This window comes from Marinobacter sp. VGCF2001 (assembly GCF_049943275.1).
Classification (GTDB): Bacteria; Pseudomonadota; Gammaproteobacteria; order Pseudomonadales; family Oleiphilaceae; genus Marinobacter.
In genome coordinates this window covers 314,702-339,780 of the sequence record NZ_JBNFVX010000001.1, presented here as the reverse complement: position 1 = coordinate 339,780, position 25,079 = coordinate 314,702, and the positions used below count along the sequence as shown (strand labels likewise).

The following is a 25,079-nucleotide window of genomic DNA, read 5'->3' as shown; positions in this document are numbered from 1 at the left end:
CCGAACTATGCTCATATAAGAAAACGGTCGTTTGTTGGACGCTTGGACGGTTCCCCGAAAAACCGTAGTTTCCTGTTGTTTATTGTCCAAAAATCACGTACAAAAAACTATGATTAGAAAAGGTGCGTTTAATGATCATAGGCTATGCGCGTGTCAGTACCCAGGATCAGAATCCTGAGTTTCAGGTGGATGCTTTGCAAAAAGCTGGGTGTGAGCAGATTTTCCAAGAACAGTTTACCGGCAAACTTCGCGAGCGACCCGAGCTGTCGCAGTGCCTTCGTACCCTCCGGAAAGGGGATGTTCTCGTAGTTTGGAAGCTGGATCGGCTGGCAAGCTCACTGAAAGACCTGGTTGAGATCGTCCAGGATCTAAATGATCGAGAAGTTGGCTTCAAATCACTTACCGAAGCAATCGACACAACCAGCTCAGGCGGACGCCTGGTATTTCATATCTTCGGCGCATTGGCTGAGTTTGAGCATGATCTAATTAGAGAGCGCACAAAGGCAGGTATTCAGGCGGCTAGGGCGAGGGGACGTAAAGGTGGACGTAAACCATCAATGTCCGACTCAGATATCCGCAAAGCAGCCGCCATGCTATCCGACCCTAAAATTACGAAAACCGAAGTTGCGGCTCACTTCGGCGTGACCCGCACTACGTTAAACGCCGCATTAAAAAGAATGGGATTAGCTGCCTGATCTAAAGGCGGCCCTGCAAGGGGGAGAGCGACCCTGATGGACTGGACACAACTACCGGTGTCGGTACCGGAAAGCCCCACGATCCGGAGAAAAACGCCTGGCCGAAATCATCGAAAAGCTAAACGATATTTTTGGGGCCGACGTCAGTGATGAGGACCAACTACACTTTGCCAACGGTATTACGGATCGTGTTCGCCGGGATGAGGCCGTGATGGCAAGTGAACGGCCATTCAACGGATCAGTTCATGCATGGGCTGTTTCCAAAGAGTCTTACCGATCTCGTACTGGATTCCATGACGGATCAAGAGAAGTTATCAATGGAGATTTTGGAAAGCGCAACGAGCCAAGGACAGTATACTCTCCTAATTTTGCAACTTCTCGCGAGTAACATAAGTCCGACTTGGGAAAACAAAAAAGTGATGGAGGATAACGGCATGGATCCACTCATAAAGAGTTGTCCATTATGTGGATCAAATTATCAGATGGGGCCTGGTCGATACGAAGGAGTAAGGCTTCAACTATACAAGCTTACCGTTTGCGAGAAATGCTGGGATTTGAATTGGGATGGATGGCATCCTGACTACGAAGAGTTCCTAATTCGATACATGATAAATCAAAAGCTTCCTGTTCCAGACAAGAACGAGAAAGGTTACCTACCGCGCGGCCCAAGGATGTAACAGTCATGGCTAAAATTCGTCAGCGAGACCTGCCATTCTTAGCCCTTCTGATAGTAGGGTCACTAGTGTTAATCATTGGTATATTCGCACTGCCACTCTATGCGATTTACTGCCTATTTTCAGGTAAACCGATGTTTGATGAAGCGAAACCTGAGGATGACTCTGAAGATAATGCATTGAAAGGATCTAATACAGATTCAGCCCCCGAGAAAAATGAAGAACCACTGGTAATGACGCGAGAGGCAGCTCGCGCTCGGCTTAGAGCGAAAGGCTTTGTTTTTCATGATGAATAGTTTTTTAAGTGTAAAACAACGCCGAACGTATTGATCCAGGTCTGCTCAAACTTGTCCCTACATGCAGCTAATGCATTTTGAACACGATACTAAATTTATTAACCCCTTGGAGTATTTATGGCGATATATCGTTTTGTTTTTTCATCACTAAACAGATCTGGACTTGACGCTATAGCCGTCAGCGCAAATAGTCTGCCTTCGGCTAGGCAAAAGGTGGAGAAACTAATTAAAAGTGGGGAAAGAGTAGTTTCAACGAATGTTCGGACTGGTAGAACTTGGGCTCTTATTGAAGGCGTGTCAGTATCCAGCACTGATCTCACAGTGCACCCAATGCAACCCGACCCGTCTATTGATGTCAGTGGCGATGCGAATCTTTCATTTGAGGGGCAGACACTGAAACCTCCCATTCAACTAGCGCCGACAACCAGCTCAACTACCACGAAGGATACATCAACTGTTGCTTCACTCCCAGGTCAGGAGTCCGGTCATTCTCCGTCTGATCAAGTATTCGTTCCCCCGGTATATGAGACACCGATCGTTGTTACTGTGCTTGCCTGGTTTTCCGGTTTTGTAGCGCTGGGCACTTTCATTCATTTGGCAAAAATCGATTACCGGTACCTGTCAACGGAAATGACCTCCGTTATCCTAGCCAGCGCAATACTAACTAACCTTTTCTTTTTCTCTGTAACTGTTGGTATGTCATATCTACATAAAGTAAGTTTTAATTCTCATGTTACCAACCTTCTATTACAACATAAATTAAATTCACCGTCATTTACCCACTCGCCAACTCCGAAATAATAACGAAATTCAAAATAAAAAAGGATGAATTTCTGATGATTTATATTATTCATATTATGGCAGCGTTTATGCTTGCTTTTTCTTCGAGCTCACTTGCAGATACTACATCAATGCGCACCGTAAATGAGTTCATGTCATATATGCAAGGTCCTGAGGTACCAAAAGAACTGCGTAATGGCTCTCAAAACCTTGGTGCCATTCATATGACCTGCTATGGAAAGCCTACGATTAGCTCATGTAAGGAAGCACTTCGAAAATCAGGGAAACAGCAGGGTGTGCAGTTTTTGGAATCTTTCGAAACGCATCTACCTAAACTTGTTCAACTACGAGCAATGAAGGAAAGCTTGGAGAGCGGTAAACTAAACCCTTATGAGCCATCTAATCAGGCTGTCTACCTTCAGAGAAACTGCGGTAGCGATGAATGTGTGATGGCCGTTACAGAGTATATGAATTTACAAGCTCTCGTTCGTGAGAACTGCTCGCTATCCAAACGTTCGAACCAGAACCAATTTACCGTTGGCATGAGTTGGTCTTGCTATGATCCTATCATGGGAATTCAACGGCTAGATTCTACTTTAGCGGCTTACGAGCCTCCACTTAACGAAGCGGGTGAGGCTGCCTTACATGCTTTGGAAAAATCTACCGTAACCGCGTTATTGACACGGTTTGAAGAGGACTCTGTTGAAAAAAAATGCGACGAATCCTCGCCACTGGTAAATGACGCAATTTGTGAATCTGCATCGTTCATTCCAGACTATTTTCACTTAGTAAAAAATAGCATAAAAAATAGAGGTATCTCTCACGACGGCACCATTGATATTGATAGAAGTTCAATATATTCGATCACGAAAGATTATGATGACCTAAGCCCTGGATCATCTGGAGATAGGTATAAAGGCTATTTAACCGTCAAATTTGATATAATCCTCGACGCGCTCAACAAAGATGGTTTGGAGTTTCTTGCCTATTACGAATCAACAACTAAAAAATTGGCGGCAATGGTTGAATCTAAACGAGAAGCTGCCAAACGGCAACAAGCAATAAAAGAGAAATATGAACGGCTGCTTGCCACCGTCCTAGACACGATTGAGCGTGACGGTTACAGGTTATACACTGGTACTATCTCAGACGTTTTCAAAGACATGCAGGAAGGCATACTTTCTCGTGACGATATTGATTCGTTGGTAATACAAACACAAAACATTCACGGGAGGCTTCAGGAGATTAAAGGATCAATGCTTATTTTTTCACAGCCTTCCGCCACCACTCATCACGTAGCTCTTGCCGACCGGCATACCTCTCAAGTTATTGCAAACGGATCAGTTGCAGCTATTTGCGGTTGCTCAATGGTTAAAATTAAGGAAACACTGGTTCAAAGTGATCAGTCTGGTTCTCTGGTCCAAGTGTTCGAAATCGAGCCATATATCAATGCAGCTGTGGTAGCGTTCGGGCAGTTTATCGATCAAAATTAACAGGCTCGCCAGCCTGAGTTCTCAAGGGGTGTGCGATTCGGTAATCGCGCACTTCTGCCAATTCCGGGGAGCGTGAACAATCATACCGACTGAATGCGAGTATTAACTTTTAACACATCGCTTACCGAAAGTTTGCTTTGGGAGTCAAACAGTCAATTTCCAGGGTGATCCCCTCTTTAACGGCGTTCAGAGCTAGAGCATAGCGATGGTCGTTGTGCATAAGCCGATCCAAAGTAGCGCCGGTCAGAGTGTTCACGGATAGCAGCGTCTCTCTGAGACGACTGCGCATAATCGGCGTTACGTTAAGGGTCGCAAAGCGAACATTCAGGTAGATAGACCGACGCTTTCGCTATCAGAAACTCCGCATCGTTTTAGGGGTGTTAACAGAAGCGGTGTGGAGTCCGTTTAAATTCGCCAAAAGTGGCGTCGCGAGTAGATTTGTGTAGTGGTGCGCGAGGGGCGTTGTAGATCTAGTGGCCGTGCTGCCGCAATTTCTTGGGGGGGCTACTCAGAAATAAAAAAGCCGCCCATCAGGCGGCTTTTTCGAATACTGTATAAGCCTTTCATTTTGCCAAGGCTTTCGCAGGGCCAATCTAAGTAATTGAAAGATTGGTAGGACCACCCAGATTCGAACTGGGGACCTCTACCATGTCAAGGTAGCGCTCTAACCAACTGAGCTATGGTCCTGTCCTGCAACGGGGTGGAAATATACGGATTTCGGTTCCGCTGGTCAACCACTTTGCGCGGGATTTTTTGGTTTGCGTATGGCCTTGATGGTCCGGCGCAGAGCGTTCCAGCGGTTAACCAGAAGGGCGGCGAATATCAGCGCGCAGCCGCCCAGCTGCAGAGGCGACATAGTCTCGCCAAACCAGGCAACGGCGAACAGGGCGACCCAAACGGGTTCCAATACCAGAATAACCACCCCATGGCTGTTTGCTGACAGGCTTTGGGCGTAGGTCTGCAGCAGAAAACGCCCGGCGGTGGCCACCAGGGCACTGGCAAGCACCCAACCGTAGAGCGTAGGCGGCGGATTCGTGAGGGTTCGGGTCCAGTGCTCACTGAGGGCGGATTGGGCAAACGTGACGGTACCCACTGTAAGCAGGGCAATGGCGGTCAGGGGCAGTGCGGGCACCTTTCGCTTCTCGAGATGGTTACCGTGTTTGTCTACGACCGTGCGCTGGTTTGCCGCGCGGGTGTTCAGGGTAAAATAAAGAGCGAAAATGGTTGCGGCCAGAACAAAGTAGAGTTGGCCGGGGTCAGGGCGGAAGCCGTTCTCCAGAGACAGCAGCGCCAGGCCCGCCACGGCGATCGGGATGGCAAGCCAGGTACTCAGGGGTTGCTGCTCTGCAAATACCGCCCGCGCGATGATCGGAACGATGACCACCCCAAGGCTGGTCAGAAAGGCGCCTTCACCCATGCTGTCTGTGTGGTACAGGCCCATGATCCAGCAGGTCATGGCGATTCCGAAGACAAAACCAACCCCCAGGCTCCGGATGACCTGGTCGCGGCCGAGTTTGCAGAGGGAGGGCAGGGCAAGCATAGCCAGAAACGTGCCGGCGATGAGAAAGCGGGCCGCCATAAACATCAGCGGCGGCATCATCAGCACCGCCTCTTTGGAAAACATCCAGCCGACCGCCGCCAGTAAGGTAACGAGCACCAGATAAATATCGGATTTGTGAGCGTCAGACATGAGTAAGCCGGTTTGGGGTGAACAGGCGGACTAATCTATAGTTTGCGAATTAAAAAAGATAGCCGCGAAAACCGAGGGAGAGGCTCATCCCTGAGCCGCGTGAATAACAATGGGTCAGTTGTTCAGGGTGGTGTAGACGAGGTTAGACACGCTGGTCTGGGCGGAATTTGGTACCTCGACATACTGATCGCCCGAGCCCCAGAATTGCCACCAGGGGCGCTGGTTGTAGGTGCGGCTGGCGAAGTCCACGCGCAATCCATTCAGCGTGGTGTTATTGACGACGGGTACCGAGGTGTTGCCGGTTTGGGTGTTGATCACATCGCCATGGTTGGCGCCCTCGCTCATCAGCACCGGGTAGTGGTTGTAATACAAGCCTGCGGGTCCGTTCTGCCCGGAGACCTTGCCGGCCATGCTGATGCTGCCGGAGCACGAGTCGATGCCGTTGGCACTGGTTGCGCCACAGGCGGAGTGGGTGGGCACAACACCGTCATCCGTGCCATCAATGAAAGGTTTGGTGATGCCACCGTAAGACGAGCCGCCACCCACAAACCGGAGGCGAGGAATGCTGTTGGGGCTGACTGCGAGGTTGCGGGCAACGTTGGTTTGCAGGTCGTTGACCACGCCCAGTTTGTCCGGTTCCGGATCAATGCCGGTAAAGGCCTTCACTGCCTGCTTTAAGGGCCAGTTGTACCAGCTGTCGTTGTAGGCAACACTCACTGCCAGGTCGGCCAGTTCTGTACCACCACCGGCCCCTGCCATATCCAGCACTGCCAGTATTTTCAGGGGTTGCAGACCCTCCGCTTGCAGCCAGCGCGCCTGGTTTTCCAGCAGGTGGCGGGTAACCAGATCACCGGTGGAGTGGGTCACCACAATACAGAAGTCATTGCACAGGCCTTGCTGGCTGATTTGGCGCAGCTGCTGGTAGGCCTGTTGGGCAATCTGCCCCTCTACCCGGCCATCGCTGCCCCAATCGATGCGGGCATCAGCCCGGCTTAGCCAGTAGTCTCGCCAGTTATCTTCCCCGGCTTGCCGGACTTCCTGAAAGTTTGCCGGAGGATTAGACAGATCATCCATCATGAAGCCGTGAACGAGGATCACGTTATGGCCAGCCAGCTGTGCGTTTGCGCCAGTGGCAAACAGCCCGCCGGCCAGCGCCGTCGCCAGCGCGGTTTTTGTCAGGCATCCTTTTTTTCTCATTGTCATTGGTTGCTCCGTTTTTCCGGTTTATTGTTTTGGTGTTATCAGAACTTGTCCGCCAACTGCTGGAGCAGGGCGGCCCGCTGCTCTGATTCTGGGTTCACCGCCGGCTGGTCCCGGAGGTTGCTGAGGTCCGGCGGTGAAAATTGGTAACCCTCTTCGGGGCCAAAGGCATAATCGGTACGGTCGCCGGGCGCTGCGGGCAAGCGCCGTATCTGCAGGTGCCGCAGCTGTAAAGGGCCATCCACGGTGCGATTGGCCAGGACGCTGCCGTGAGCTTTGAGGCGGATAGTGGCGGCGCTGCTGCCCAGGGCGGTGTCCTGTTGCAGCTGTGCCAGCGGTGTCTCGCCGAGGTAAAGCTGCCCGGAGAGGGCGTAATACCCGGATTGTTCGGGATCAAAACGCACCGGAATGATCAAATCGTTACCCGACACATAGGCCGTTTCCAGTCCCTCGAAGCTGCCCAGATCGGGCTCGATGGTCAGCGACGACACATGGCGAACGGGTTTACCATCGACCCGCGCCTGAACAATCAGCCGGTATTCGCCAGGGGTGTGGTCCGAGCTCAGGGTGCCCTGGTAGTAGCCGGTTTCTGACATGGCCAGCTCTGCTGTTTCGACCTGGTCCTGGCTTCCGGCGGTTTCGAGAGTGGCCGAGAGCGACTGGCCGAATACCTGCCGGCCGTCCAGGGAGGCCACCACCAGAATGGGTTCACCGCGGCTGAAGCGGAACTTGTCGAGGGTGACGACAAAACGGCCGTCACCCTCAAGCGGCAAAATCACCGGGTGGTAACGATTGCCCTGATAGGCCTCTGCCTGCGCCGGAGTCAGTGGAACGGAATAATCGGGATAACGGATGGTTTGCTGATATTCATCCGCAACGCTCGCCAGCATGAACCCCATGGCGTTATCGGAAGGCGGTTTTTGGCCAGGCTTGTGGGCCCTGGTTGCGGAAGCCGTTTCTTGGCCATTACCGGCGTTATCCGGCGAAGCCGCTTTAATTGGCGGATGGCTGAGAATGCTGCCTTCGTTGTCAGATGAAAGCAGCCAAACCACTCCCGCAACACCTGCGGTAATACCCAGAATGAGGCCCATTGCCCGATACAGCATTCTTCGATCCTGTTGTTGTTATTGCCGATTATGTATTCCTTTAACCATAGGAATGAACCGCCTGACACGGCAAAGAATCAGGCCGGCGCATCCGCGGTTTCCGGCGAAATTGCGAGTTGGTTCTCAAAGTCAGAACCAGCCGCCGCCTTGCCGGATGGCCTCAAAACCGAAACGCAGCCGCACTTCATCGCCCACCAGGCCGTTTTCAACGGCATAGGTCATGCCCCATTCGCTGCGGTTGATGATGGCCTCTGCGCTGATACCCAGCGTGTACTCTTCATGGCCAATCGGATACTCCGCTGCCTTGTTGAGGGTCACATCTACATCGACCGGACGGGTCTGGCCCAGCATGGTCAGATCACCGGTGACCACGCCGGTGTTGTCGCCGGTTTTCACGAAATCGTTCACTGAAAATACGATTTCCGGATGTTCACGGGCGTTTAGAAAATCCGGCTCGCGTAGGTGATCGTCGCGTTTGTCGTGATTGGTAAAGACGCTGTCGGCCTGAAACACCAGTCTGCCGGAGTTCAGTTCACCGGTTTCTTCGTCGTATTCGAAATTGCCTTCGATGTCGCGGAACATCCCGATGACCGGGGCATAGCCGATGTGCATGATTTCAAAGCTCATGGAGAAATGTTCTTCGTCCACTTCAAACGTCGCCGGCTCGGCGTGTGCTGCCGTTGCAGCTACCAGCAGCAAGGACGACGCCAGCAGATCAGGAAATAAGCGTTTCATGGGATTGTCTCCTTTTGTGAAGCCAGCGCACATCAACACAGAACGACCAGGCAAGTAATGCCAGAGCGAGCCCCAGTGTCAGGCTGGCGAAAAGTGCAGGGGTAAGAGGCACAACGGCGACCATCAATGTGACCACCTGCCAGACGCAGACGGTTTTCCGGCGAAAACTGTCGGGCAACGGGGCGTTCAGCCAGGGGAGCAGCCCAGCGGCGAGGAGGAACAGGTAGCGCATAAGGCCGAGGGCGAGTACCCAGCTTCCCGTTTTGTCCAGAGCGATAACCGCCATACAAAGGCCGAGTATAAACAGAGCATCCAGCTCCATGTCGAAACGGGCGCCAAAGGTGCTATGGCTGCCCGTTGCCCGCGCTACTTTGCCGTCTACGCCGTCAAGAAGCAGGGCAACCAGGCTCAGGATGGCATAGGCCCAGAGCGCGGGAATTGCTTGGCCACCAAGGTATGGGGCCCAGCCCACCAACGCCAATACCAACACCGAGCGCAGCAGGGTTGCCCGGTTGGCCCAGCCGAAATCGGTTTGCCTCGGCCAGTACCGGACAATAAGCAGACCCTGGCCGACATACAGTACCAGGGATATCAGCCAGAATTGGGCCGGCAGGCCAAAAGCGGCCGTAAGAACGAGCATCACAGCCGCGAGGCCAAGAAAGCCCAGGGCCAGATCCAGTGACAGGCTGAGCTTGCCTCTTATCGACGTACCGGTGGAATCCATCCGCCATTGCTTCCGTATAGCCTGTGAATGTTTTGAATCTGTTTTGCGTCAGCATCGCTGCGCGCGGGAAAACTTTTAATTCCCGCTTTATAACTATAGTTTGGGACAACTATCTTTGCCTACGCGGCCAACCCTTAAATGGACTATTCATGGACGTAGATGACCCCCTTGCTTTCTGGATCACCGGCTTTCAGCAGTCTGCGTTGCAGCCTGCGAGCCTAGGGACCGCTGCGGAGGGTGATGCCCCGTACGTTATCATTCAGACTCTTTACTCCGGTGTTAGCCGGGGCACGGAATCACTGGTGTACAACAACCTGGTGCCCGAAAACGAATACCAGCGGATGCGAGCGCCTTTCCAGGAAGGCGAGTTCCCCTTTCCGGTCAAATACGGCTACGCCAACGTCGGGGAAGTTGTTGAAGGGCCGGATACCTTGTCAGGACGGTCCGTCTTCTGTCTGTACCCTCATCAACAGCGCTACGCGGTGCCGGCGTCTGCCGTTCTGCTATTACCGGCGGATGTCCCGCCTGCCAGGGCGGTGTTAGCTGCCAACATGGAAACGGCCGTGAATGGAGTCTGGGATGGGCAACCCACGGTGGGTGACCGGGTGGCCGTGATTGGCCTTGGGGTGGTTGGGTTGTTGGTGGCCTGGTTGGTCAACCGCATCCCTGGCGTCGAGTTAGTGGCCGTAGACACCAACGAGAGCCGCGGGCCCGTGGCAGAAGCGCTGGGGCTGACTTTCAGTCGGGAACCGGAACCGGGCCAATGTGATGTGGTGTTTCATGCGTCCGGGCATTTCGCGGGCCTGGCGCAAGCCCTGTCACTGGCCGGGCCTGATGCCCGGGTGGTGGAGCTCAGCTGGTATGGTGACGCACCGGTTAGCGTTCCCCTGGGCCATGCGTTTCATCCGAACCGGCTGACGCTCAGATCGAGCCAGGTGGGGCATTTGTCGCCGGAGCGCAGGCCGCGCTGGGACCATCGCCGCCGGTTGCAGTTGGCGCTGTCCCTGCTTTCGGAGCCGGCATTGGATGTGCTGATTAGCGGGGAGTCGCGGTTCGAGGATTTACCACACCTTGCCAAAAGCATTCTGGCACCGGGAGCCGATGCCCTCTGCCACAGAATCGTTTATTAACCAGGGAGACACTATGTTCAGTTTGACCGTTCGTGATCACATGATGATCGCTCACAGTTTTAACGGTGAGATCTTCGGGCCCGCGCAGGGCGTTCATGGGGCGACCTATGTCGTGGACGTCACCTTCGAGCGCCACGTGCTTGACGACAATGACCTGATCGTCGACATCGGCCAGGCTTCGGAGTTGCTCAAGGACGTGTTGTCTGAATTCAACATGAAGAATCTGGACGACCTGCCACAATTCGCCGGGCGCAACACCACCACGGAATTCATGGCCAAAGTGGTTTTCGATCGAGTGGCTGCGGCGATACACGCCGGTCGCCTGGGCGAGGATGGCAAGGGCGTGGTCAGTTTGAAAGTAACGCTCGGCGAATCACACATCGCCTGGGCCAGTTACCATGCCGGCATCTGACGTCTGGTTCGTGGTGCCGGGTGACCCGGGGCAGAATACCGGCGGGTATCGGTACGTCCGGCGCCTGGTTGAGGCCCTGAGAGGCGCAGGCACGCCAGCACAGCTTACCGGCCTGGAAGGGGCGTTTCCCCACGCCGATGAACGTGCACGACAATCTCTGAATCGATTTCTGACCGGTTTGCCTGACGGCGCGCGGGTGGTTCTGGATGGTCTTGCGATGGGTGGCCTGCCAGAAGTGTTGCAGAGGCACTGCAACCGGCTGAATCTGATGGCGTTGGTGCATCACCCGCTGGCGGATGAAAATGGCTTGAGCGATCAGGACCGGGCCCGGTTCACGCAGCTGGAAACGGCAGCATTGCAGAATGTCGGTGGTGTGTTCACCACCAGTGATTATACCGCGCATCGGTTGCAGGCCTTCGAGGTTGAGGCGACACGAATCACCACGGCGTTACCGGCTGTCGATGAAGCGTTTTTTACCGGTGAGCCCCGGGTTTTCAGGCCGGACCGGCCTGATGCACCCGTTCGCCTGCTTTGCGTTGGGCACTTGTCACCTCGCAAAGCTCAACACCAGCTGCTTCAGGCCCTGGCGCAGGTTCACGCGCAAAACTGGCACTGTACCCTGGTGGGGAGCATGGAGCGCGACCCGGAATATGCCGAGAGCGTCAATCGCCAGGTGCGGGCACTCGGGCTGGAAACCCGGGTGCAGCTGGCCGGCGAACTGGATGAAGACGCTGTTTTAACCGCGTATCAGCGCGCGGACCTTTTTGTGTTTCCCTCGCTGTATGAAGGCTATGGCATGGTCATTGATGAAGCACTGGCGGCCGGCCTTCCTGTGCTGAGTTCCGATGGCGGGGCTCTGAGTTCAACGTCTGACAAACCGGGCGTTGTCCTCTACCCGGCGGGTGATGTGGCGGGCCTGTCTGAACACTTGAGTGAGCTGATTGCCGGGCCTTCAGCGCTCGACAAGCTGACAGAACAGGCCGGTCAGTCCCGGCAACTGATACGGCGATGGTCCGAAACAGCGACCGACTTCCGGAAAGGGCTGGATATCGCCGGTGCCCGAAACCCTGCACGATTTGAGGCGGACTGGCTGGAACTTCGCGAAGCGGCGGATCACACCGCCCGTGCCGATAACCTGACCCGGCAAGTCGCGCGGTGGCTGTCGGACAGATACAGCCGCCGGAACACCGGCGGTGGGCCCGGCGAGCCGCTGCATCTGGTGGACCTGGGAACCGGGCGGGGCTCCAACCCTGTGTATCTGTGCCGCCATCTGCCCGTGCCCCAACAATGGACGCTGATAGAGCCAGACCGGTCGCTGGGGATGGCTGCGCACAGTCGAGTTGAACGCTTGGATGCCCCGGTCGCCCTGAAAACGATGGCGTTGACGGCAGACAACCTGGAAAGCGCTCTCCCGGCGAAGGCGGACCTCGTTACCGCGTCGGCGCTGATTGATCTGGTGTCCAGGCCCTGGCTGGAGGCGTTGTCGGCGGCGGTGGCGCGTCGGCAGGCGGCACTTTTGGTGGTTATCAGCTACAGCGGTAGCTTTGCCCTGGCGCCCACGCATCCATTCGATGAAAAGCTTCGGGCATTGGTCAATGCGCATCAACATAGCGAAAAAGGCAGTGGCCCGGCGATGGGGCCAGGCGCAACCGAGGCGCTGGGGCACGCCCTGGCGGAGAAGGGTTACACCCTTCAAACCTCAGACAGCCCCTGGAAGTTAACGGCGGAGCAGGCGGGCCTGGCAGCCATGCTGCTGGAAGGCTGGGCCGAAGCCGCCCGGGATCAGAGCCCGCAAGACGCTGAAAGGATTAGGTCGTGGCTGTACACACGCCAACAGCAGCTGGGCGCTGAGACGTTATCCATTGTTGTCGACCATACGGACCTGTTGGCATGGCCGACGCCCAACTGAACGCATCGGAGCTCTCCAAACGGGTAGGAAAGGCTGTGTTCCGCTGGGGTGTCACCTTGTCGTTGCTGGGCATTGTGCTGGCGTTTGTCGATGTTGGGGCGCTTCTTGAGCGTTTGGCCATGGTGCCCTGGTTCGTTGCCCTGGCGGTGTTCGCGGTGTCACTGATTCAGGTTGCGTTGTCGGCCTGGCGCTGGCGGTACACCGCCGGGCGGCTGGGCGTCGCTATGGGCTTTGGCTTTGCGTTTCGGGAGTATTACCTGGCCGTTTTTTTCAATCAGGTGCTGCCCGGCGGCGTCATGGGCGATGTCAACAGAGCCTGGCGTCATACCCGTGCAGCCCGGCGATTACAGCAACTGGCCATCGTTCACGCGGTGGTTCTGGAGCGCTTATCCGGGCAGCTGGTGCTGGTTCCGGTGGCGGTTTTTGCCCTGCTTGGGCTGTGGTGGAGTGGTCAGTTTGACAGTCAGTGGGGTGACACGGGCGTATCCCTGAATCTCGGGTACTGGGTGTTTGTGCCGGTCTTGCTGGGGTTTGCCACCCTGCTGGCGTTTGTGACGGGGGTGGGCACACGCCTGAAACGCTACATCCGGCGGCTTGGAGGTGATGTTGGGCGGGCTTTCCTGGGGTGGCGAAATGCCTTTCTGCAATTTGGCACATCGGTGCTGGTGTTGCTGACCTACCTGGTGGTGTTTGCCTTGATGGCGGCGGGTATGGGGTTGTTTGCCGATGGAATGCCCTGGCTTGTGTTCGTTGCCCTCTGCCCGTTGCTGCTTCTGTCTATGGTGGTTCCGGTTACCGTGTCTGGCTGGGGGGTGCGAGAAGGCGTTGCAGCCATTCTCTGGCCACTGCTGGGGTTGCCGGCGGAGCAGGGCGTTGCGCTGAGCGTGGGCTATGGCACGGCCGTCTTTTTCGCAGCCCTGCCGGGGGCCATGGGGCTGATGGCCCGCCGATAATCACGCATTTGCGGTGTCAAAAGCCAGATCAAACAACATATCGCTGCCCAGATTGATGAGTTGGGCCCGGGGGCGGAGTGCTTCGTCCAGCTGATCGATTTCCGGCAGCGACAAGGCCGGCCTGCCGCTGCCGATGATCATCGGCGCGACCATCACGTGCAGACGGTCCAGTTGTCCCGCCTTGAGAAAGGACGACACGGTAACGCCTCCGCCTTCGATAAAAACCTTCTTCAGCCCGAAGTCCTTCAGCACCTGCAGAATATGCTCGGGAGATTCCGGGCTCTGGCTGTCGATGTCACCGAGGCAGGGCACGACTGTGACCCCATCGCTGGTCAGAGATTTCGGCCCAGGTTGATAGTTGCCGGCAATCAGGTGCAACGTGGGCGCCTCGCCATCGGTAAACAGGTGATGGCTGGCGGGTACCCGTTGCCTGCGGTCGATGACGACGCGCACGGGATTGGCGCCGGAAGCCCTCCGCACAGTCAGGCGTGGGTTGTCAGTTGTGGCGGTGCCGGCACCCACTACCACGGCATCGCACAATGCCCGAATCCGGTGTAAGTGAGTAATGCCGTCATCGCCATTGATGAAGCGCGAACAACCGGTCACCGTGGCTATCCGGCCGTCGAGACTTTGGCCAAGCTGCCCGATAACCCGGATGCTGCCAGCCACGGGTTGGCACAGCGGCAAAAACAGAGACAGCAGGTTTCTGGCCTGCTCGGTCGCGGGTTGCATCAGCTCCCAGCTTTTTCCGTTAATCTTCACCGCCGGCTGGTCGGAACCGGGGGCGGGCAGCGTGATATTGCTCCGGTTTATCGCGCTCAGCACCAGAGCCCAGGCGTTATCAGCGTCCAGTTCGTTGCTTTTCATAGCGTACCTGCTTGTTCAGCGTTCGTTTCAGTATAGGCAGATTGTGTGCAAAGCTATATGTACGATACATTTCGGGTTTAATTCACTTGTGCAGCCAACTTTTCAGGGGCACGTAGCCATGCGGTACCTGCAAACTTTCAACCGTCGTTTACGTCGGGCTCGCGAAGAGGGCCGCCTGTCCCTGGCCGATGTCGCCGAGCTGTGCGGTGTAGACGAGGTTCGTGTTCGTAGCTGGGAGGCCACAGACGCGCGCCAGCGGGGTTATCCCGGGGTGAGTGAGTTACTGGATTTCTGCCTGAAGACCGAAACGCCGCTGGAACACCTGCTGGATATGGACGACAACGGCGAGGATGGGCAGCTTGAGTTGCCCGGGCTGGCGTTCAGTAACAGCGATGATTTGTCGGTGGCACTGAATGAGCTCGAAAACGAAATCGACCGGATTCAGCTTTCAGATGAAGAGGGCGAATTGCTGCGCCGGTTCCGCAAGGCAAGTGCGGATAACCGGCGCATGGTGATGCAATTACTGGGTGTTTGAACCCGCGTTTATTTACCTTTCTTGTAAATGTTCTCGTAAACGAAGTTGGTGGCTTCCACGAAGCCGTCAATGCTGCCGCAGTCGAAACGCTGCCCCTTGAACTGATACGCCAGCACGCAACCGTTCTTGGCCTGCTCCAGCAGGGCATCGGTAATCTGTACTTCGCCGTTCTTGCCCGGAGGCGTCCGCTCAATGATGTCGAAGATATCAGGGGTGAGGATGTAACGGCCGATGATGGCCAGGTTGCTGGGCGCATCTTCCGGAGCTGGTTTTTCCACCATATCGGTAATCCGGTAGAGGCCATCCTTCATCGATTCGCCGGCAATCACCCCATATTTATGGGTTTCATCGGCAGGTACTTCCTCAATCGCGACGATGGAGCAACGGAACTGGTTGTAGAGCTTCACCATCTGAGTGAGTACGCCGTCACCATCCTCCGGCCCCACGCAGAAATCGTCGGCCAGAACGACGGCAAACGGGCTGTCGCCTACCAGATTGCGGCCGGTGAGAATGGCGTGGCCCAGACCTTTCATCTCGTTTTGGCGGGTGAAGGCGAACGAATTGTTGTTGATCAGGTCGCGGATGGAGGTCAGCAAGCCTTCCTTGCCAGTGCCAGCAATCTGGTGTTCCAGCTCGTAACTGATGTCGAAATGGTCCTCGATGGCCCGCTTACCCCGCCCGGTGACGAAACCGAATTCATGAATACCTGCATCGGCGGCTTCCTCCACCCCGTACTGAACCAGAGGCTTGTTGACGACCGGGAGGATTTCCTTGGGCATCGCCTTCGTGGCCGGCAGGAAGCGGGTGCCGTATCCGGCAACCGGGAAGAGGCACTTTCTGATCATGATGTTCGTCCTTAATCTGGAATCTGTTTGTTTACTTTCATTACCCACAAAGTGTGCCAAGTGTAACCAACTTGTATGTGGAGGTGGAGGCTTTCGTTTCCGAGTGTTGAAAACCGGTAATTCTGTGGACGGGTTCCGCTTTGCGGGTACGCCCTGATAATTCTAGAATTTTCTTTTGGTAAGTCCGTTAACCGACTGATTATAAGCCACATTAAAATTGTAAAGATATGATGGATGAGGTGGTGGGGGCCGGCAGGATCTTTTAAAGTATTTTCTCTGAATAATCCCGCACAACTGCCAACCGGATTCGGGTTACTGACAGTGTTTTCTTTGCTCGGCCTGCGGTCTGTAAAAACGATTTGCCAATCCGCACTGTTTCTGTGCGCTGTGGGCGCTTGCCTGACCGTTAATGCAGCCCCGGTTCGGGGCGTTGAGTCTACGGCTCATTCACACCGATCACTCATGACAGAGAATACCCTGAAGGCAAGATATGAGCACTGGCTTCGTTCCAAAATGCGGTTTTCCGGGCGTACCAGCCGGGAGTCTGATCGTCTGGATGGGGCGCTGAACCTCGGGTTCAACGGCCTGTTCTGGAAAGATCACCGTGCAGGGGTGCGCTATCGCGATGCCAGAACCTACCGGGCGGGCGACCAGAAGAAGGTACTCGGGTTCAGTTACGCGTTGCCACTAGGTAGCAATTACTTTGATCTGGAACTCAAAAACACGGCTTACGAGGAAGTGTCCGTAACCGACGGGGCACAGTTCCAGAAAGAGGGGCGGAGCCGGAATCTGACCCTGGCCGGGCGGCGTGCGCTTTTTTCTCTTCACGGTTACCGCTTTCTCGGGCGCGCTCACTATACGTCGACCAGCAAGCAGTGGACACGGCAACGCAACGAGATTCATCGCACCCGTTATCAGCTTTCCACCGTTGGCCTGGAAGCACGGGGGCAACATTCCCTGCTGGGCGGCTTCCGTCTGCACAGTGGCCTCAGCGCGGTTACCGGCATTGAGACAGAGTCGCGGGGATTATCAAATCAAGAGCGCGAATGGCGTGACGATCAGTTTGAGCGCTTTGAAATAAACGCCTCGGTGAATCGTGAAGTGTTGAATTGGCGATGGGGGCTGGATGGCCGGTACCAGTTTGCCACCGCAGGCCTGCCGGATTCACAGTACCTGCGGGTGGCTGGCAGCAGGCTGATGGCAGGGTTTAACGGCCAGTCGCTGAAAGTGGCAGAGGGAGGCTGGTTGCGACTGGGTAGCGAGAGCCCGGATTTTGCGCTACCGCTTTTTCCCCGGTTGCTCTCCAGTGTCCGGCTCTCCGTGCTTCGGGGCTGGGTGCCGGATGAGCCCTTTCAGCAGCATAAGGCCGGTTTTGTAACATCTGGGGAGTTATCCTGGGGCTTAACGGCTCATCAGTTCAGCGCCGATGTCAGTCTTGGCCGGGTATTGAACACCACAACGAGCGCCATCGCAGTGCCGGATCACCCGGATGTGCGTGTATCCATGAACCTTCAGATATAACTCTTTCCCGAAGACTTTCAATCCTGCTTTCCTTCTCACCGGAGTATTTTCCTGCAGCCACTCGAGGTTCGGTCTCGCCGCGGCGCAAGGTGTGCCAACAATCAGACTTAAGGCGTAGAGGGAATTGTTGACAATCAGGTTGTCCAGGCGTAGCTTCAGGCTAAATCGTCTTCGGATTGTTAACAAAGTATGGTTCAGGCTCAACTACAAACTCAAACCCGTGCCGACGAGGCCTTTGATTGTCTGCAAACGGCCATTGTGAAGGGCGACCTGGCGCCGGGTGAAAAGATTGGCGAAGTGGAGCTCTGTTCCCGGTTCAACCTCACCCGTGGGCCCCTGCGAGAAGCGCTGGGGCGTCTTGAATCCCGGGGATTGCTGGTCAGGCGCCCGCACGCGGGCGTGAAGGTGGTGTCTGTCAGTGCCGCCGAACTGCTGGAGCTTTACCGGATTCGTGAAGTGATGGAGGGGCTGGCGGCTCGACAGGCGGCAGAGCGAATGCCGGATGAGGAAATCCGCGACCTTCTGGCCACTCTGGACAGCCACGAGAAAATGATCGAGGAAGCCCAGGGCCAGGCCTACTATCAGGCCGAGGGTGACTATGACTTTCATCACCGGATTGCCACCGGCAGTCGCAATACCAAGCTGGCCCAGATGCTCCTGGGTGATCTCTACTACATGGTGCGGATGTACCGATACCGGTTAAGCACCTCGGCCGGGCGCCCCCATCTGGCGCTGGGTGAACACCGCCGTATCGTCGAGGCCATTGCCCAGCGCGATGGCGAACTCGCCGAATTCCTGATGAAACGACACATTAATGCAGCACGCCAGAACATCGAGAAGAAAATCGATGAAGGCGTTCTCACCATCTGATAAGAGAGGAAACTCCCATGGCTAACAAACTCTCCCCGGGCGCCCGTTTTCGTAAAGCCCTGAAGGAAAACCAGCCACTGCAGATTGTTGGTACCATCAACGCTTATGCGGCCATGATGGCCGAGCGGGTAGGGCATAAGGCCATTTATCTGTCTGGTGGTGGCGTTGCCAATGCTTCCTATGGCCTGCCGGATCTGGGCATGACCACCATGAACGATGTGGTGGAAGATGTGCGCCGGATTACCGCCGCCGTTGATGTTCCGCTGCTGGTGGATATCGATACCGGCTGGGGCGGCGCCTTTAACATTGCCCGCACCATCCGCGAGATGGAGCGTGCCGGCGCTGCGGCCGTTCATATTGAAGACCAGGTTGCGCAAAAGCGCTGTGGCCACCGCCCAAACAAGGAAATCGTTTCCAAAGAGGAAATGGTGGATCGCATCAAAGCGGCTGCCGATGCCCGTGAAGACAAAGATTTCTTCATCATGGCCCGTACTGATGCTTTCCAGAAGGAAGGCCTGGAAGCCGCCATCGACCGCGCCAAAGCCTGCATTGAAGCAGGTGCAGACGGTATCTTCGCCGAAGCCGTGCATGAGTTGTCTGACTATCGTGCCTTTGCCGACGCCATTGAGGTGCCGCTGCTGGCCAACATCACCGAATTCGGTGCCACCCCGCTCTACAACAAAAAAGAGCTGGCGGATGCCGGCGCTGGCATGGTTCTGTATCCGCTGAGCGCTTTCCGTGCCATGAACAAGGCGGCCCTGACGGTGTACCAGAACATCCTGGACAAGGGCGACCAGAAAGATGTGGTGGATCTGATGCAGACCCGCATGGAGCTTTACGATTTCCTTAACTACCACGATTTCGAGCAGAAGCTGGACCAGCTGTTCGCTCAGAAAAAAGACTGATTCCGTTAGACTGAACAAAATACAAACAGAAGATCTGGGAGACCAACATGGCTGAAGCAAAGAAACTCGGTGGCGCTGGCCTGCGAGGCCAGGTAGCTGGTGAAACTGCCTTGTGTACCGTTGGCAAAACGGGCACGGGCCTGACGTATCGCGGGTACGATGTGTCTGATTTGGCAGATAACGCGCAGTTTGAGGAAGTCGCTTACCTGCTGCTGCGGGGTAAATTGCCCACTCAGGCCGAACTCGACGCTTACAAAGCCAAGCTCAAAAGCCTGCGCAATCTGCCTGATGCCCTGAAACTGGTTCTGGAACAGATCCCGCCAAACGCGCACCCGATGGATGTGATGCGCACGGGCTGTTCCGTGCTGGGGAACCTGGAGACCGAGCAGGACTTCAGCGAGCAGGACGACAAGATTGACCGTCTGCTGGCGGTGTTCCCGGCCATCATCACCTACTGGTACCGCTTTGCCCACGAGGGTGTTCGCGTCGATACTGCCAACACCGAATGCGATTCCATCGGTGGGGTGTTCCTGGAATTGCTGCATGGTAAAAAGCCCAGTGAACTGCACGAACAGGTGATGAACGTCTCCCTGATTCTGTACGCGGAGCACGAATTTAACGCATCCACCTTCACGGCCCGTGTTTGCGCATCCACGCTGTCTGACATTCACAGCTGTGTGACCGGCGCCATTGGTTCCCTGCGCGGCCCGCTGCACGGTGGTGCCAACGAGGCGGCGATGGAGCTGATCCAGAAATTCAAAACGCCGGAAGAAGCCGAAGCCGGCCTGATGGGGATGCTGGAGCGCAAGGAAAAGATCATGGGCTTTGGCCATGCGATCTACAGCGAATCTGACCCGCGCAATACCATCATCAAGAAATGGTCCGAAAAGTTGTCCAAAGAAGTGGGTGACACCGTGTTGTATCCGGTTTCGGTGCGCTGTGAAGAGGTGATGTGGCGTGAGAAGAAGCTGTTCTGCAACGCTGACTTCTTCCATGCCTCGGCCTATCACTTCATGGGCATTCCGACGGAACTGTTCACGCCGATCTTTGTGATGTCCCGGGTATCCGGTTGGACCGCCCACGTTAAAGAACAGCGTGCCAATAACCGTATTATCCGCCCGAGCGCTGAGTACACCGGCCCTGAGCATCAGGATTGGTTGCCGATCGACAAGCGGAGCTGAGAGAGACTATGAATACCCAATACCGTAAAGCCCTGCCGGGCACGGAACTGAAATACTACGACACGCGCCAGGCGGTGGAAGATATTCAGCCCGGTGCCTACGCCCAGTTGCCATACACCTCGAAAATCCTGGCGGAACAGCTGGTTCGCAAGTGTGATGCCGAGTCGCTGACCGACGCCCTCAAGCAGCTGATCGAACGCAAGCGCGACCTGGACTTCCCCTGGTACCCGGCGCGGGTAGTGTGCCACGACATCCTGGGCCAGACGGCCCTGGTGGACCTGGCCGGCCTGCGCGATGCCATTGCCGAGAAGGGCGGCGACCCCGCCAAGGTGAATCCGGTGGTGCCCACCCAGTTGATTGTCGACCACTCTCTGGCGGTGGAAGCCCCGGGCTTTGACCCGGACGCCTTCGAGAAGAACCGGGCCATTGAAGATCGCCGTAACGAAGATCGTTTCCACTTCATCAACTGGACCCGCACGGCGTTTAAAAACGTCGACGTGATTCCGGCGGGTAACGGCATCATGCACCAGATTAACCTGGAGAAGATGTCGCCGGTGATTCAGAATCGCCCGGACGAAGACGGCCATCCAATCGCTTTCCCGGACACCTGTGTGGGCACCGACAGCCACACCCCGCACATTGATGCGCTGGGCGTGATTGCCGTAGGCGTGGGTGGACTGGAAGCCGAAACCGTGATGCTGGGCCGGCCCTCCATGATGCGCCTGCCGGACATCGTGGGCGTTAAGCTCACTGGCAGACGCCAGCCGGGCATCACGGCTACCGACATTGTGCTGGCGATTACTGAGTTCCTGCGCAAAGAGCGCGTGGTTGGCGCCTATCTGGAATTCTTCGGTGAAGGGGCGTCCAGCCTGACCATCGGCGACCGCGCCACTATCTCCAACATGACCCCGGAATATGGCGCTACGGCTGCGATGTTCTACATCGATGAGCAGACCATCGATTACCTGAAACTGACCGGCCGTGAGCCGGAGCAGGTCGAGCTGGTAGAAACCTACGCCAAAGAGATCGGCCTGTGGGCCAGCGAGATGACCGAAGCCCGGTACGAGCGCGTGCTGGAGTTTGATCTTTCCACCGTAGTGCGCAATGTGGCCGGCCCGTCTAACCCGCACCGCCGGGTGGCAACGTCGGATTTGCACGACCGTGGCATTGCCGTGAATCTCGACAAGGCACTGGAAGAAGAGAAAAAAGGCCTGATGCCCGATGGCGCGGTGATCATCGCCGCCATCACCTCGTGCACCAACACCTCGAATCCCCGCAATGTGGTGGCGGCCGGCCTTGTAGCGAAGAAAGCCAATGAGCTGGGGCTGATTCGCAAGCCCTGGGTGAAGTCTTCCTTTGCGCCTGGCTCGAAAGTGGCCCGCCTGTATCTGGAAGAAGCCGGCCTGATGCCGGAGCTGGAAAAGCTCGGTTTTGGTATCGTGGCTTATGCCTGCACCACCTGTAACGGAATGTCTGGTGCGCTGGACCCGAAAATCCAGCAGGAAATCATCGATCGTGACCTGTATTCCACGGCGGTACTTTCCGGCAACCGTAACTTCGACGGCCGGATTCATCCCTATGCCAAGCAGGCGTTCCTGGCGTCGCCGCCGCTGGTGGTTGCCTACGCCATTGCCGGTACCGTGCGTTTCGATATCGAGCAGGACGCCCTGGGTTACGACAAAGACGGCAAGCCGGTTACCCTGAAAGACCTGTGGCCGTCGGATGAGGAAATCGACCGCATTGTCGGCGAATTCGTGAAGCCGGAACAGTTCAAGCAGGTGTACATTCCGATGTTCAACCTCGACGAAGTTGAACAGGCCAAGAGCCCGCTGTACGAATGGCGCCCCCAGTCCACGTATATTCGTCGCCCGCCCTACTGGGAGGGCACCATGGCCGCCGAGCGCCCGCTCAAGGGTATGCGCCCGCTGGCGATTCTGCCGGACAACATCACCACCGACCATCTGTCGCCGTCCAACGCCATCATGATGGACTCGGCTGCTGGTGAGTACCTGCATAAAATGGGTTTGCCAGAGGAAGACTTTAACTCCTACGCAACCCACCGTGGGGATCACCTGACGGCCCAGCGTGCCACCCTTGCCAACCCGAAACTGTTCAACGAAATGGTTCGGGACGAAAATGGTGACGTGGTGCAGGGTTCCTTGGCACGTGTGGAGCCGGAAGGCAAATCCATGCGTATGTGGGAAGCCATTGAAACCTACATGGAGCGCAAGCAGCCGCTGATCATCATTGCCGGCGCGGATTACGGTCAGGGCTCGTCCCGTGACTGGGCCGCCAAAGGTGTTGCCCTGGCGGGTGTGGAAACCATCGTGGCCGAAGGCTTCGAGCGGATTCACCGCACCAATCTGATTGGCATGGGTGTGATGCCGCTGCAGTTTGAGGAAGGCACCACGCGCCACACGCTTCAGCTGGACGGCACCGAAACCTACGATGTGGAAGGCACACCCGCTCCGGGCGCCAGGCTGGAACTGGTCATTCACCGGCAGACCGGTGAAGTGGATCGGGTACCGGTGATCTGCCGTCTGGACACTGCGGAGGAAGTGACCGTGTATTCCGCAGGCGGTGTTTTACAGCGTTTTGCCGAGGACTTCCTGGCTTCGGAAAACGCAGCCTGACGGCTATGGCAAGGTCAGGCGGGAGCCGGTAGTGGCTCCCGCCTGAAACACTCATTCATGTGAGGCTCGTTCAATGAGTTTTGCCCCTCAAGTTCGTATTCCCGCCACCTACATGCGCGGTGGCACCAGTAAAGGCGTGTTCTTTCGCCTCCAGGACCTGCCCGAAGCCTGTCAGGTACCCGGTGAAGCGCGGGACAAGCTTTTGTTGCGGGTGATTGGCAGCCCGGACCCTTACGAAAAGCAGATTGACGGTTTGGGCAACGCCACCTCCAGCACCAGCAAATCGGTGATTCTGGCAGCGTCTACGCAACCGGATCATGATGTTGACTACCTGTTCGGCCAGGTTTCCATCGATAAGCCGTTTGTCGACTGGAGTGGCAACTGTGGCAACCTGACGGCGGCCGTCGGCGCCTTCGCCATCAATGGCGGGTTCGTGGCCAAAGAGCGGATTCCTGAGAATGGCATTTGCACGGTGCGTATCTGGCAGGCCAACATCCGCAAGACCATCGTCGCCCATGTGCCCATCACCAACGGTGAAGTACAGGAAACCGGTGATTTTGAACTGGATGGCGTGACCTTCCCGGCAGCGGAAGTGAAGATCGAGTTCATGGACCCGGCCGATGGTGACGGCGCGATGTTTCCCTCCGGCAATTTGGTGGACGACCTGGATGTGCCGGGTGTTGGCACCCTGAAAGCCACCATGATAAACGCCGGTATTCCAACCATTTTCATCAATGCCGGAGACATCGGCTATCAGGGCACCGAGTTGCAGAGCGATATCAACAGCGACCCCAAGGCACTGGCGATGTTTGAAACCATTCGTGCCCACGGGGCGGTAAAGATGGGCCTGATTGCCGATATTGCGGAAGCGGCAAGCCGCCAACACACTCCGAAGGTGGCCTTCGTGGCCGAGCCAAAGGATTACGTGTCATCCAGCGGTAAGCACCTCGATGCCGGGAATATCGATGTTTTGGTTCGGGCGCTTTCCATGGGCAAACTGCACCATGCCATGATGGGCACTGCAGCGGTGGCCATTGCTACGGCGTCGGCAATTCCCGGTACGCTGGTGAATCTGGCGGCCGGCGGCGGGGATCGTACTCATGTCACTTTTGGGCATCCGTCCGGAACGCTTCGGGTGGGTGCAGAGGCGAAGGAAGTGAATGGTCAGTGGACTGCGACCAAAGCGATCATGAGCCGCAGTGCGCGGGTTATTATGGAAGGTTGGGTAAGGGTGCCCGGCGACAGTTTTTGATGTTGCGATAGGGTAACCATTGAAAAAGCCGGAGCATAACTTGCCCCGGCTTTTTGTTTTCAGGCGACCAGCGTTTGCTCAGGCACGCTGTCTGCGGCGTACACCGAGGCCCAGAAGCCCAGCGGCCAACAGTGCCAGAGAGCCAGGCTCCGGAACCGAGACCGGGTTGCCGGCATCCGGATTGGAGGCTGAATCGGCGCCGTCCAGCCATACGCTCCAGTTCGGCCCCATGTTCACGTCATTGGCTGGCTGATCCCAGTCTGCCAACAGGATCGGAGCCTCGGAATCAAAGCTGAAACCATCGGTGAGTGATGTGCCAACTGCGAAATTATTGTAGGTGGCCACGGTGAAGATGTAATCACCGGCCGCCAGAGACGACAAATTGAAGCCCGAATCATAGTTGGACTGTGTGCCCGGGTTGATGCTGTCGTCGTCATCATTCTCGGCGATCCGGCTGCCGTCGGCTTTCCAGAGTGCGGTGATGGGGTCAAAGTTCGTTCCGTTCTGGTATGAGTCGGTCCATACCCGAACATTCGATGTGTCCTGATTCAGTGTGAAGTAGGTGTAAACCACATCATTGTGGTTCTCGATTTCACCGGTGAAATTGATGAGAGCCGCCTGGCTAGCCGCGCTTACCGTCATCAAACAGCCAACTGCAACATACTTCATGGCT

At 56.2% G+C, this 25,079-nt stretch carries 22 protein-coding genes, 1 tRNA gene and 2 pseudogenes; 16 read left to right on the top strand and 9 right to left on the bottom strand.

Going from position 1 to position 25,079, the window contains the following annotated elements; genetic code table 11:
- The first annotated feature begins 131 nt into the window (after nucleotides 1–131).
- The 5 genes and pseudogenes from ACP2AU_RS01520 (at nucleotide 132) to ACP2AU_RS01500 (ending at nucleotide 3,938) form a co-directional block, all read left to right on the top strand.
- On the top strand, nucleotides 132–695 hold the full coding sequence (locus ACP2AU_RS01520; protein ID WP_426374005.1) for a recombinase family protein: 564 nt from the start codon (nucleotides 132–134) through the stop codon (nucleotides 693–695).
- 38 nt (nucleotides 696–733) lie between these two features.
- Nucleotides 734–1,081, top strand: a pseudogene (locus ACP2AU_RS01515) (type I restriction endonuclease subunit R); the annotation flags it as partial.
- A gap of 296 nt (nucleotides 1,082–1,377) precedes the next feature.
- On the top strand, nucleotides 1,378–1,665 hold the full coding sequence (locus ACP2AU_RS01510; protein WP_426374004.1) for a hypothetical protein: 288 nt from the start codon (nucleotides 1,378–1,380) through the stop codon (nucleotides 1,663–1,665).
- Between the two features lie 117 nt (nucleotides 1,666–1,782).
- A complete protein-coding gene (locus ACP2AU_RS01505; RefSeq protein WP_426374003.1) occupies nucleotides 1,783–2,466 on the top strand; it encodes a hypothetical protein in 684 nt (227 codons plus the stop codon).
- Between the two features lie 35 nt (nucleotides 2,467–2,501).
- A complete protein-coding gene (locus tag ACP2AU_RS01500; RefSeq protein WP_426374002.1) occupies nucleotides 2,502–3,938 on the top strand; it encodes a hypothetical protein in 1,437 nt (478 codons plus the stop codon).
- Nucleotides 3,939–4,548: 610 nt separating this feature from the next.
- Here the strand turns inward: ACP2AU_RS01500 and ACP2AU_RS01495 are convergent.
- The 6 genes from ACP2AU_RS01495 to ACP2AU_RS01470 all read right to left on the bottom strand — a co-directional run bounded on the left by ACP2AU_RS01495 (nucleotide 4,549) and on the right by ACP2AU_RS01470 (nucleotide 9,393).
- A tRNA-Val gene (locus ACP2AU_RS01495) sits at nucleotides 4,549–4,625 on the bottom strand.
- A gap of 43 nt (nucleotides 4,626–4,668) precedes the next feature.
- Nucleotides 4,669–5,628, bottom strand: a complete 960-nt coding sequence (locus ACP2AU_RS01490; RefSeq protein WP_426374001.1) for a DMT family transporter — start codon at nucleotides 5,626–5,628, stop codon at nucleotides 4,669–4,671.
- A 114-nt stretch (nucleotides 5,629–5,742) separates the two neighbouring features.
- The gene (locus ACP2AU_RS01485; RefSeq protein ID WP_426374000.1) at nucleotides 5,743–6,831 is read right to left on the bottom strand and encodes a hypothetical protein; all 1,089 of its coding nucleotides are present in this window, start codon (nucleotides 6,829–6,831) and stop codon (nucleotides 5,743–5,745) included.
- 38 nt (nucleotides 6,832–6,869) lie between these two features.
- Nucleotides 6,870–7,934, bottom strand: coding sequence for a hypothetical protein (locus tag ACP2AU_RS01480; protein WP_426373999.1), 1,065 nt, complete (start codon nucleotides 7,932–7,934; stop codon nucleotides 6,870–6,872).
- A 129-nt stretch (nucleotides 7,935–8,063) separates the two neighbouring features.
- Nucleotides 8,064–8,669, bottom strand: coding sequence for a YceI family protein (locus ACP2AU_RS01475; RefSeq protein ID WP_426373998.1), 606 nt, complete (start codon nucleotides 8,667–8,669; stop codon nucleotides 8,064–8,066).
- A complete protein-coding gene (locus ACP2AU_RS01470; RefSeq protein WP_426373997.1) occupies nucleotides 8,650–9,393 on the bottom strand; it encodes a CDP-alcohol phosphatidyltransferase family protein in 744 nt (247 codons plus the stop codon). Before ACP2AU_RS01470 ends, ACP2AU_RS01475 begins: the two co-directional genes overlap by 20 nt.
- A 149-nt stretch (nucleotides 9,394–9,542) precedes the next feature.
- Here ACP2AU_RS01470 and ACP2AU_RS01465 point away from each other — a divergent pair, with 149 nt between their 5' ends.
- From ACP2AU_RS01465 to ACP2AU_RS01450, 4 genes are read left to right on the top strand one after another with little or no spacing between them, the layout of a single operon-like run.
- Complete coding sequence (locus tag ACP2AU_RS01465; RefSeq protein WP_426373996.1) at nucleotides 9,543–10,523, top strand: zinc-dependent alcohol dehydrogenase; 981 nt, start codon at nucleotides 9,543–9,545, stop codon at nucleotides 10,521–10,523.
- A 13-nt stretch (nucleotides 10,524–10,536) separates the two neighbouring features.
- A complete protein-coding gene (locus tag ACP2AU_RS01460) occupies nucleotides 10,537–10,935 on the top strand; it encodes a 6-pyruvoyl trahydropterin synthase family protein (RefSeq protein WP_426373995.1) in 399 nt (132 codons plus the stop codon).
- On the top strand, nucleotides 10,922–12,844 hold the full coding sequence (locus ACP2AU_RS01455; protein ID WP_426373994.1) for a glycosyltransferase family 4 protein: 1,923 nt from the start codon (nucleotides 10,922–10,924) through the stop codon (nucleotides 12,842–12,844). Before ACP2AU_RS01460 ends, ACP2AU_RS01455 begins: the two co-directional genes overlap by 14 nt.
- Nucleotides 12,826–13,797, top strand: coding sequence for a lysylphosphatidylglycerol synthase transmembrane domain-containing protein (locus ACP2AU_RS01450; protein WP_426373993.1), 972 nt, complete (start codon nucleotides 12,826–12,828; stop codon nucleotides 13,795–13,797). The genes ACP2AU_RS01455 and ACP2AU_RS01450 overlap by 19 nt, the downstream gene beginning before the upstream one ends.
- Here ACP2AU_RS01450 and ACP2AU_RS01445 read toward each other — a convergent pair whose 3' ends face one another.
- Nucleotides 13,798–14,664 (bottom strand): RibD family protein, encoded by an 867-nt coding sequence (locus ACP2AU_RS01445; RefSeq protein WP_426373992.1) that lies wholly within the window; start codon nucleotides 14,662–14,664, stop codon nucleotides 13,798–13,800. It lies immediately after the preceding gene.
- Nucleotides 14,665–14,782: 118 nt separating this feature from the next.
- Between ACP2AU_RS01445 and ACP2AU_RS01440 the strand changes: the two genes are divergently transcribed.
- A complete protein-coding gene (locus ACP2AU_RS01440; RefSeq protein ID WP_426373991.1) occupies nucleotides 14,783–15,199 on the top strand; it encodes a helix-turn-helix domain-containing protein in 417 nt (138 codons plus the stop codon).
- An 8-nt stretch (nucleotides 15,200–15,207) separates the two neighbouring features.
- On the opposite strand, the gene galU is transcribed toward ACP2AU_RS01440, so the two are convergent.
- Nucleotides 15,208–16,044 carry a UTP--glucose-1-phosphate uridylyltransferase GalU gene (gene galU, locus ACP2AU_RS01435; protein ID WP_426373990.1) on the bottom strand — a complete coding sequence of 279 codons (837 nt, stop codon included), beginning with the start codon at nucleotides 16,042–16,044 and terminating at the stop codon, nucleotides 15,208–15,210.
- Between the two features lie 462 nt (nucleotides 16,045–16,506).
- Between galU and ACP2AU_RS01430 the strand changes: the two genes are divergently transcribed.
- The 6 genes from ACP2AU_RS01430 (at nucleotide 16,507) to prpF (ending at nucleotide 24,406) form a co-directional block, all read left to right on the top strand.
- On the top strand, nucleotides 16,507–17,565 hold the full coding sequence (locus tag ACP2AU_RS01430; RefSeq protein ID WP_426373989.1) for a ShlB/FhaC/HecB family hemolysin secretion/activation protein: 1,059 nt from the start codon (nucleotides 16,507–16,509) through the stop codon (nucleotides 17,563–17,565).
- Between the two features lie 189 nt (nucleotides 17,566–17,754).
- Nucleotides 17,755–18,435, top strand: coding sequence for a GntR family transcriptional regulator (locus tag ACP2AU_RS01425; protein ID WP_426373988.1), 681 nt, complete (start codon nucleotides 17,755–17,757; stop codon nucleotides 18,433–18,435).
- A gap of 17 nt (nucleotides 18,436–18,452) precedes the next feature.
- The gene (gene prpB / locus ACP2AU_RS01420) at nucleotides 18,453–19,340 is read left to right on the top strand and encodes a methylisocitrate lyase (protein ID WP_426373987.1); all 888 of its coding nucleotides are present in this window, start codon (nucleotides 18,453–18,455) and stop codon (nucleotides 19,338–19,340) included.
- A gap of 47 nt (nucleotides 19,341–19,387) precedes the next feature.
- Nucleotides 19,388–20,521 (top strand): bifunctional 2-methylcitrate synthase/citrate synthase, encoded by a 1,134-nt coding sequence (gene prpC / locus ACP2AU_RS01415; RefSeq protein WP_426373986.1) that lies wholly within the window; start codon nucleotides 19,388–19,390, stop codon nucleotides 20,519–20,521.
- An 8-nt stretch (nucleotides 20,522–20,529) separates the two neighbouring features.
- The gene (gene acnD / locus ACP2AU_RS01410; RefSeq protein ID WP_426373985.1) at nucleotides 20,530–23,154 is read left to right on the top strand and encodes a Fe/S-dependent 2-methylisocitrate dehydratase AcnD; all 2,625 of its coding nucleotides are present in this window, start codon (nucleotides 20,530–20,532) and stop codon (nucleotides 23,152–23,154) included.
- 73 nt (nucleotides 23,155–23,227) lie between these two features.
- A complete protein-coding gene (gene prpF, locus ACP2AU_RS01405; protein ID WP_426373984.1) occupies nucleotides 23,228–24,406 on the top strand; it encodes a 2-methylaconitate cis-trans isomerase PrpF in 1,179 nt (392 codons plus the stop codon).
- A gap of 78 nt (nucleotides 24,407–24,484) precedes the next feature.
- Here the strand turns inward: prpF and ACP2AU_RS01400 are convergent.
- Nucleotides 24,485–25,015 (bottom strand): annotated as a pseudogene (locus tag ACP2AU_RS01400) (DVUA0089 family protein); the annotation flags it as partial.
- Nucleotides 25,016–25,079 lie beyond the last annotated feature (64 nt).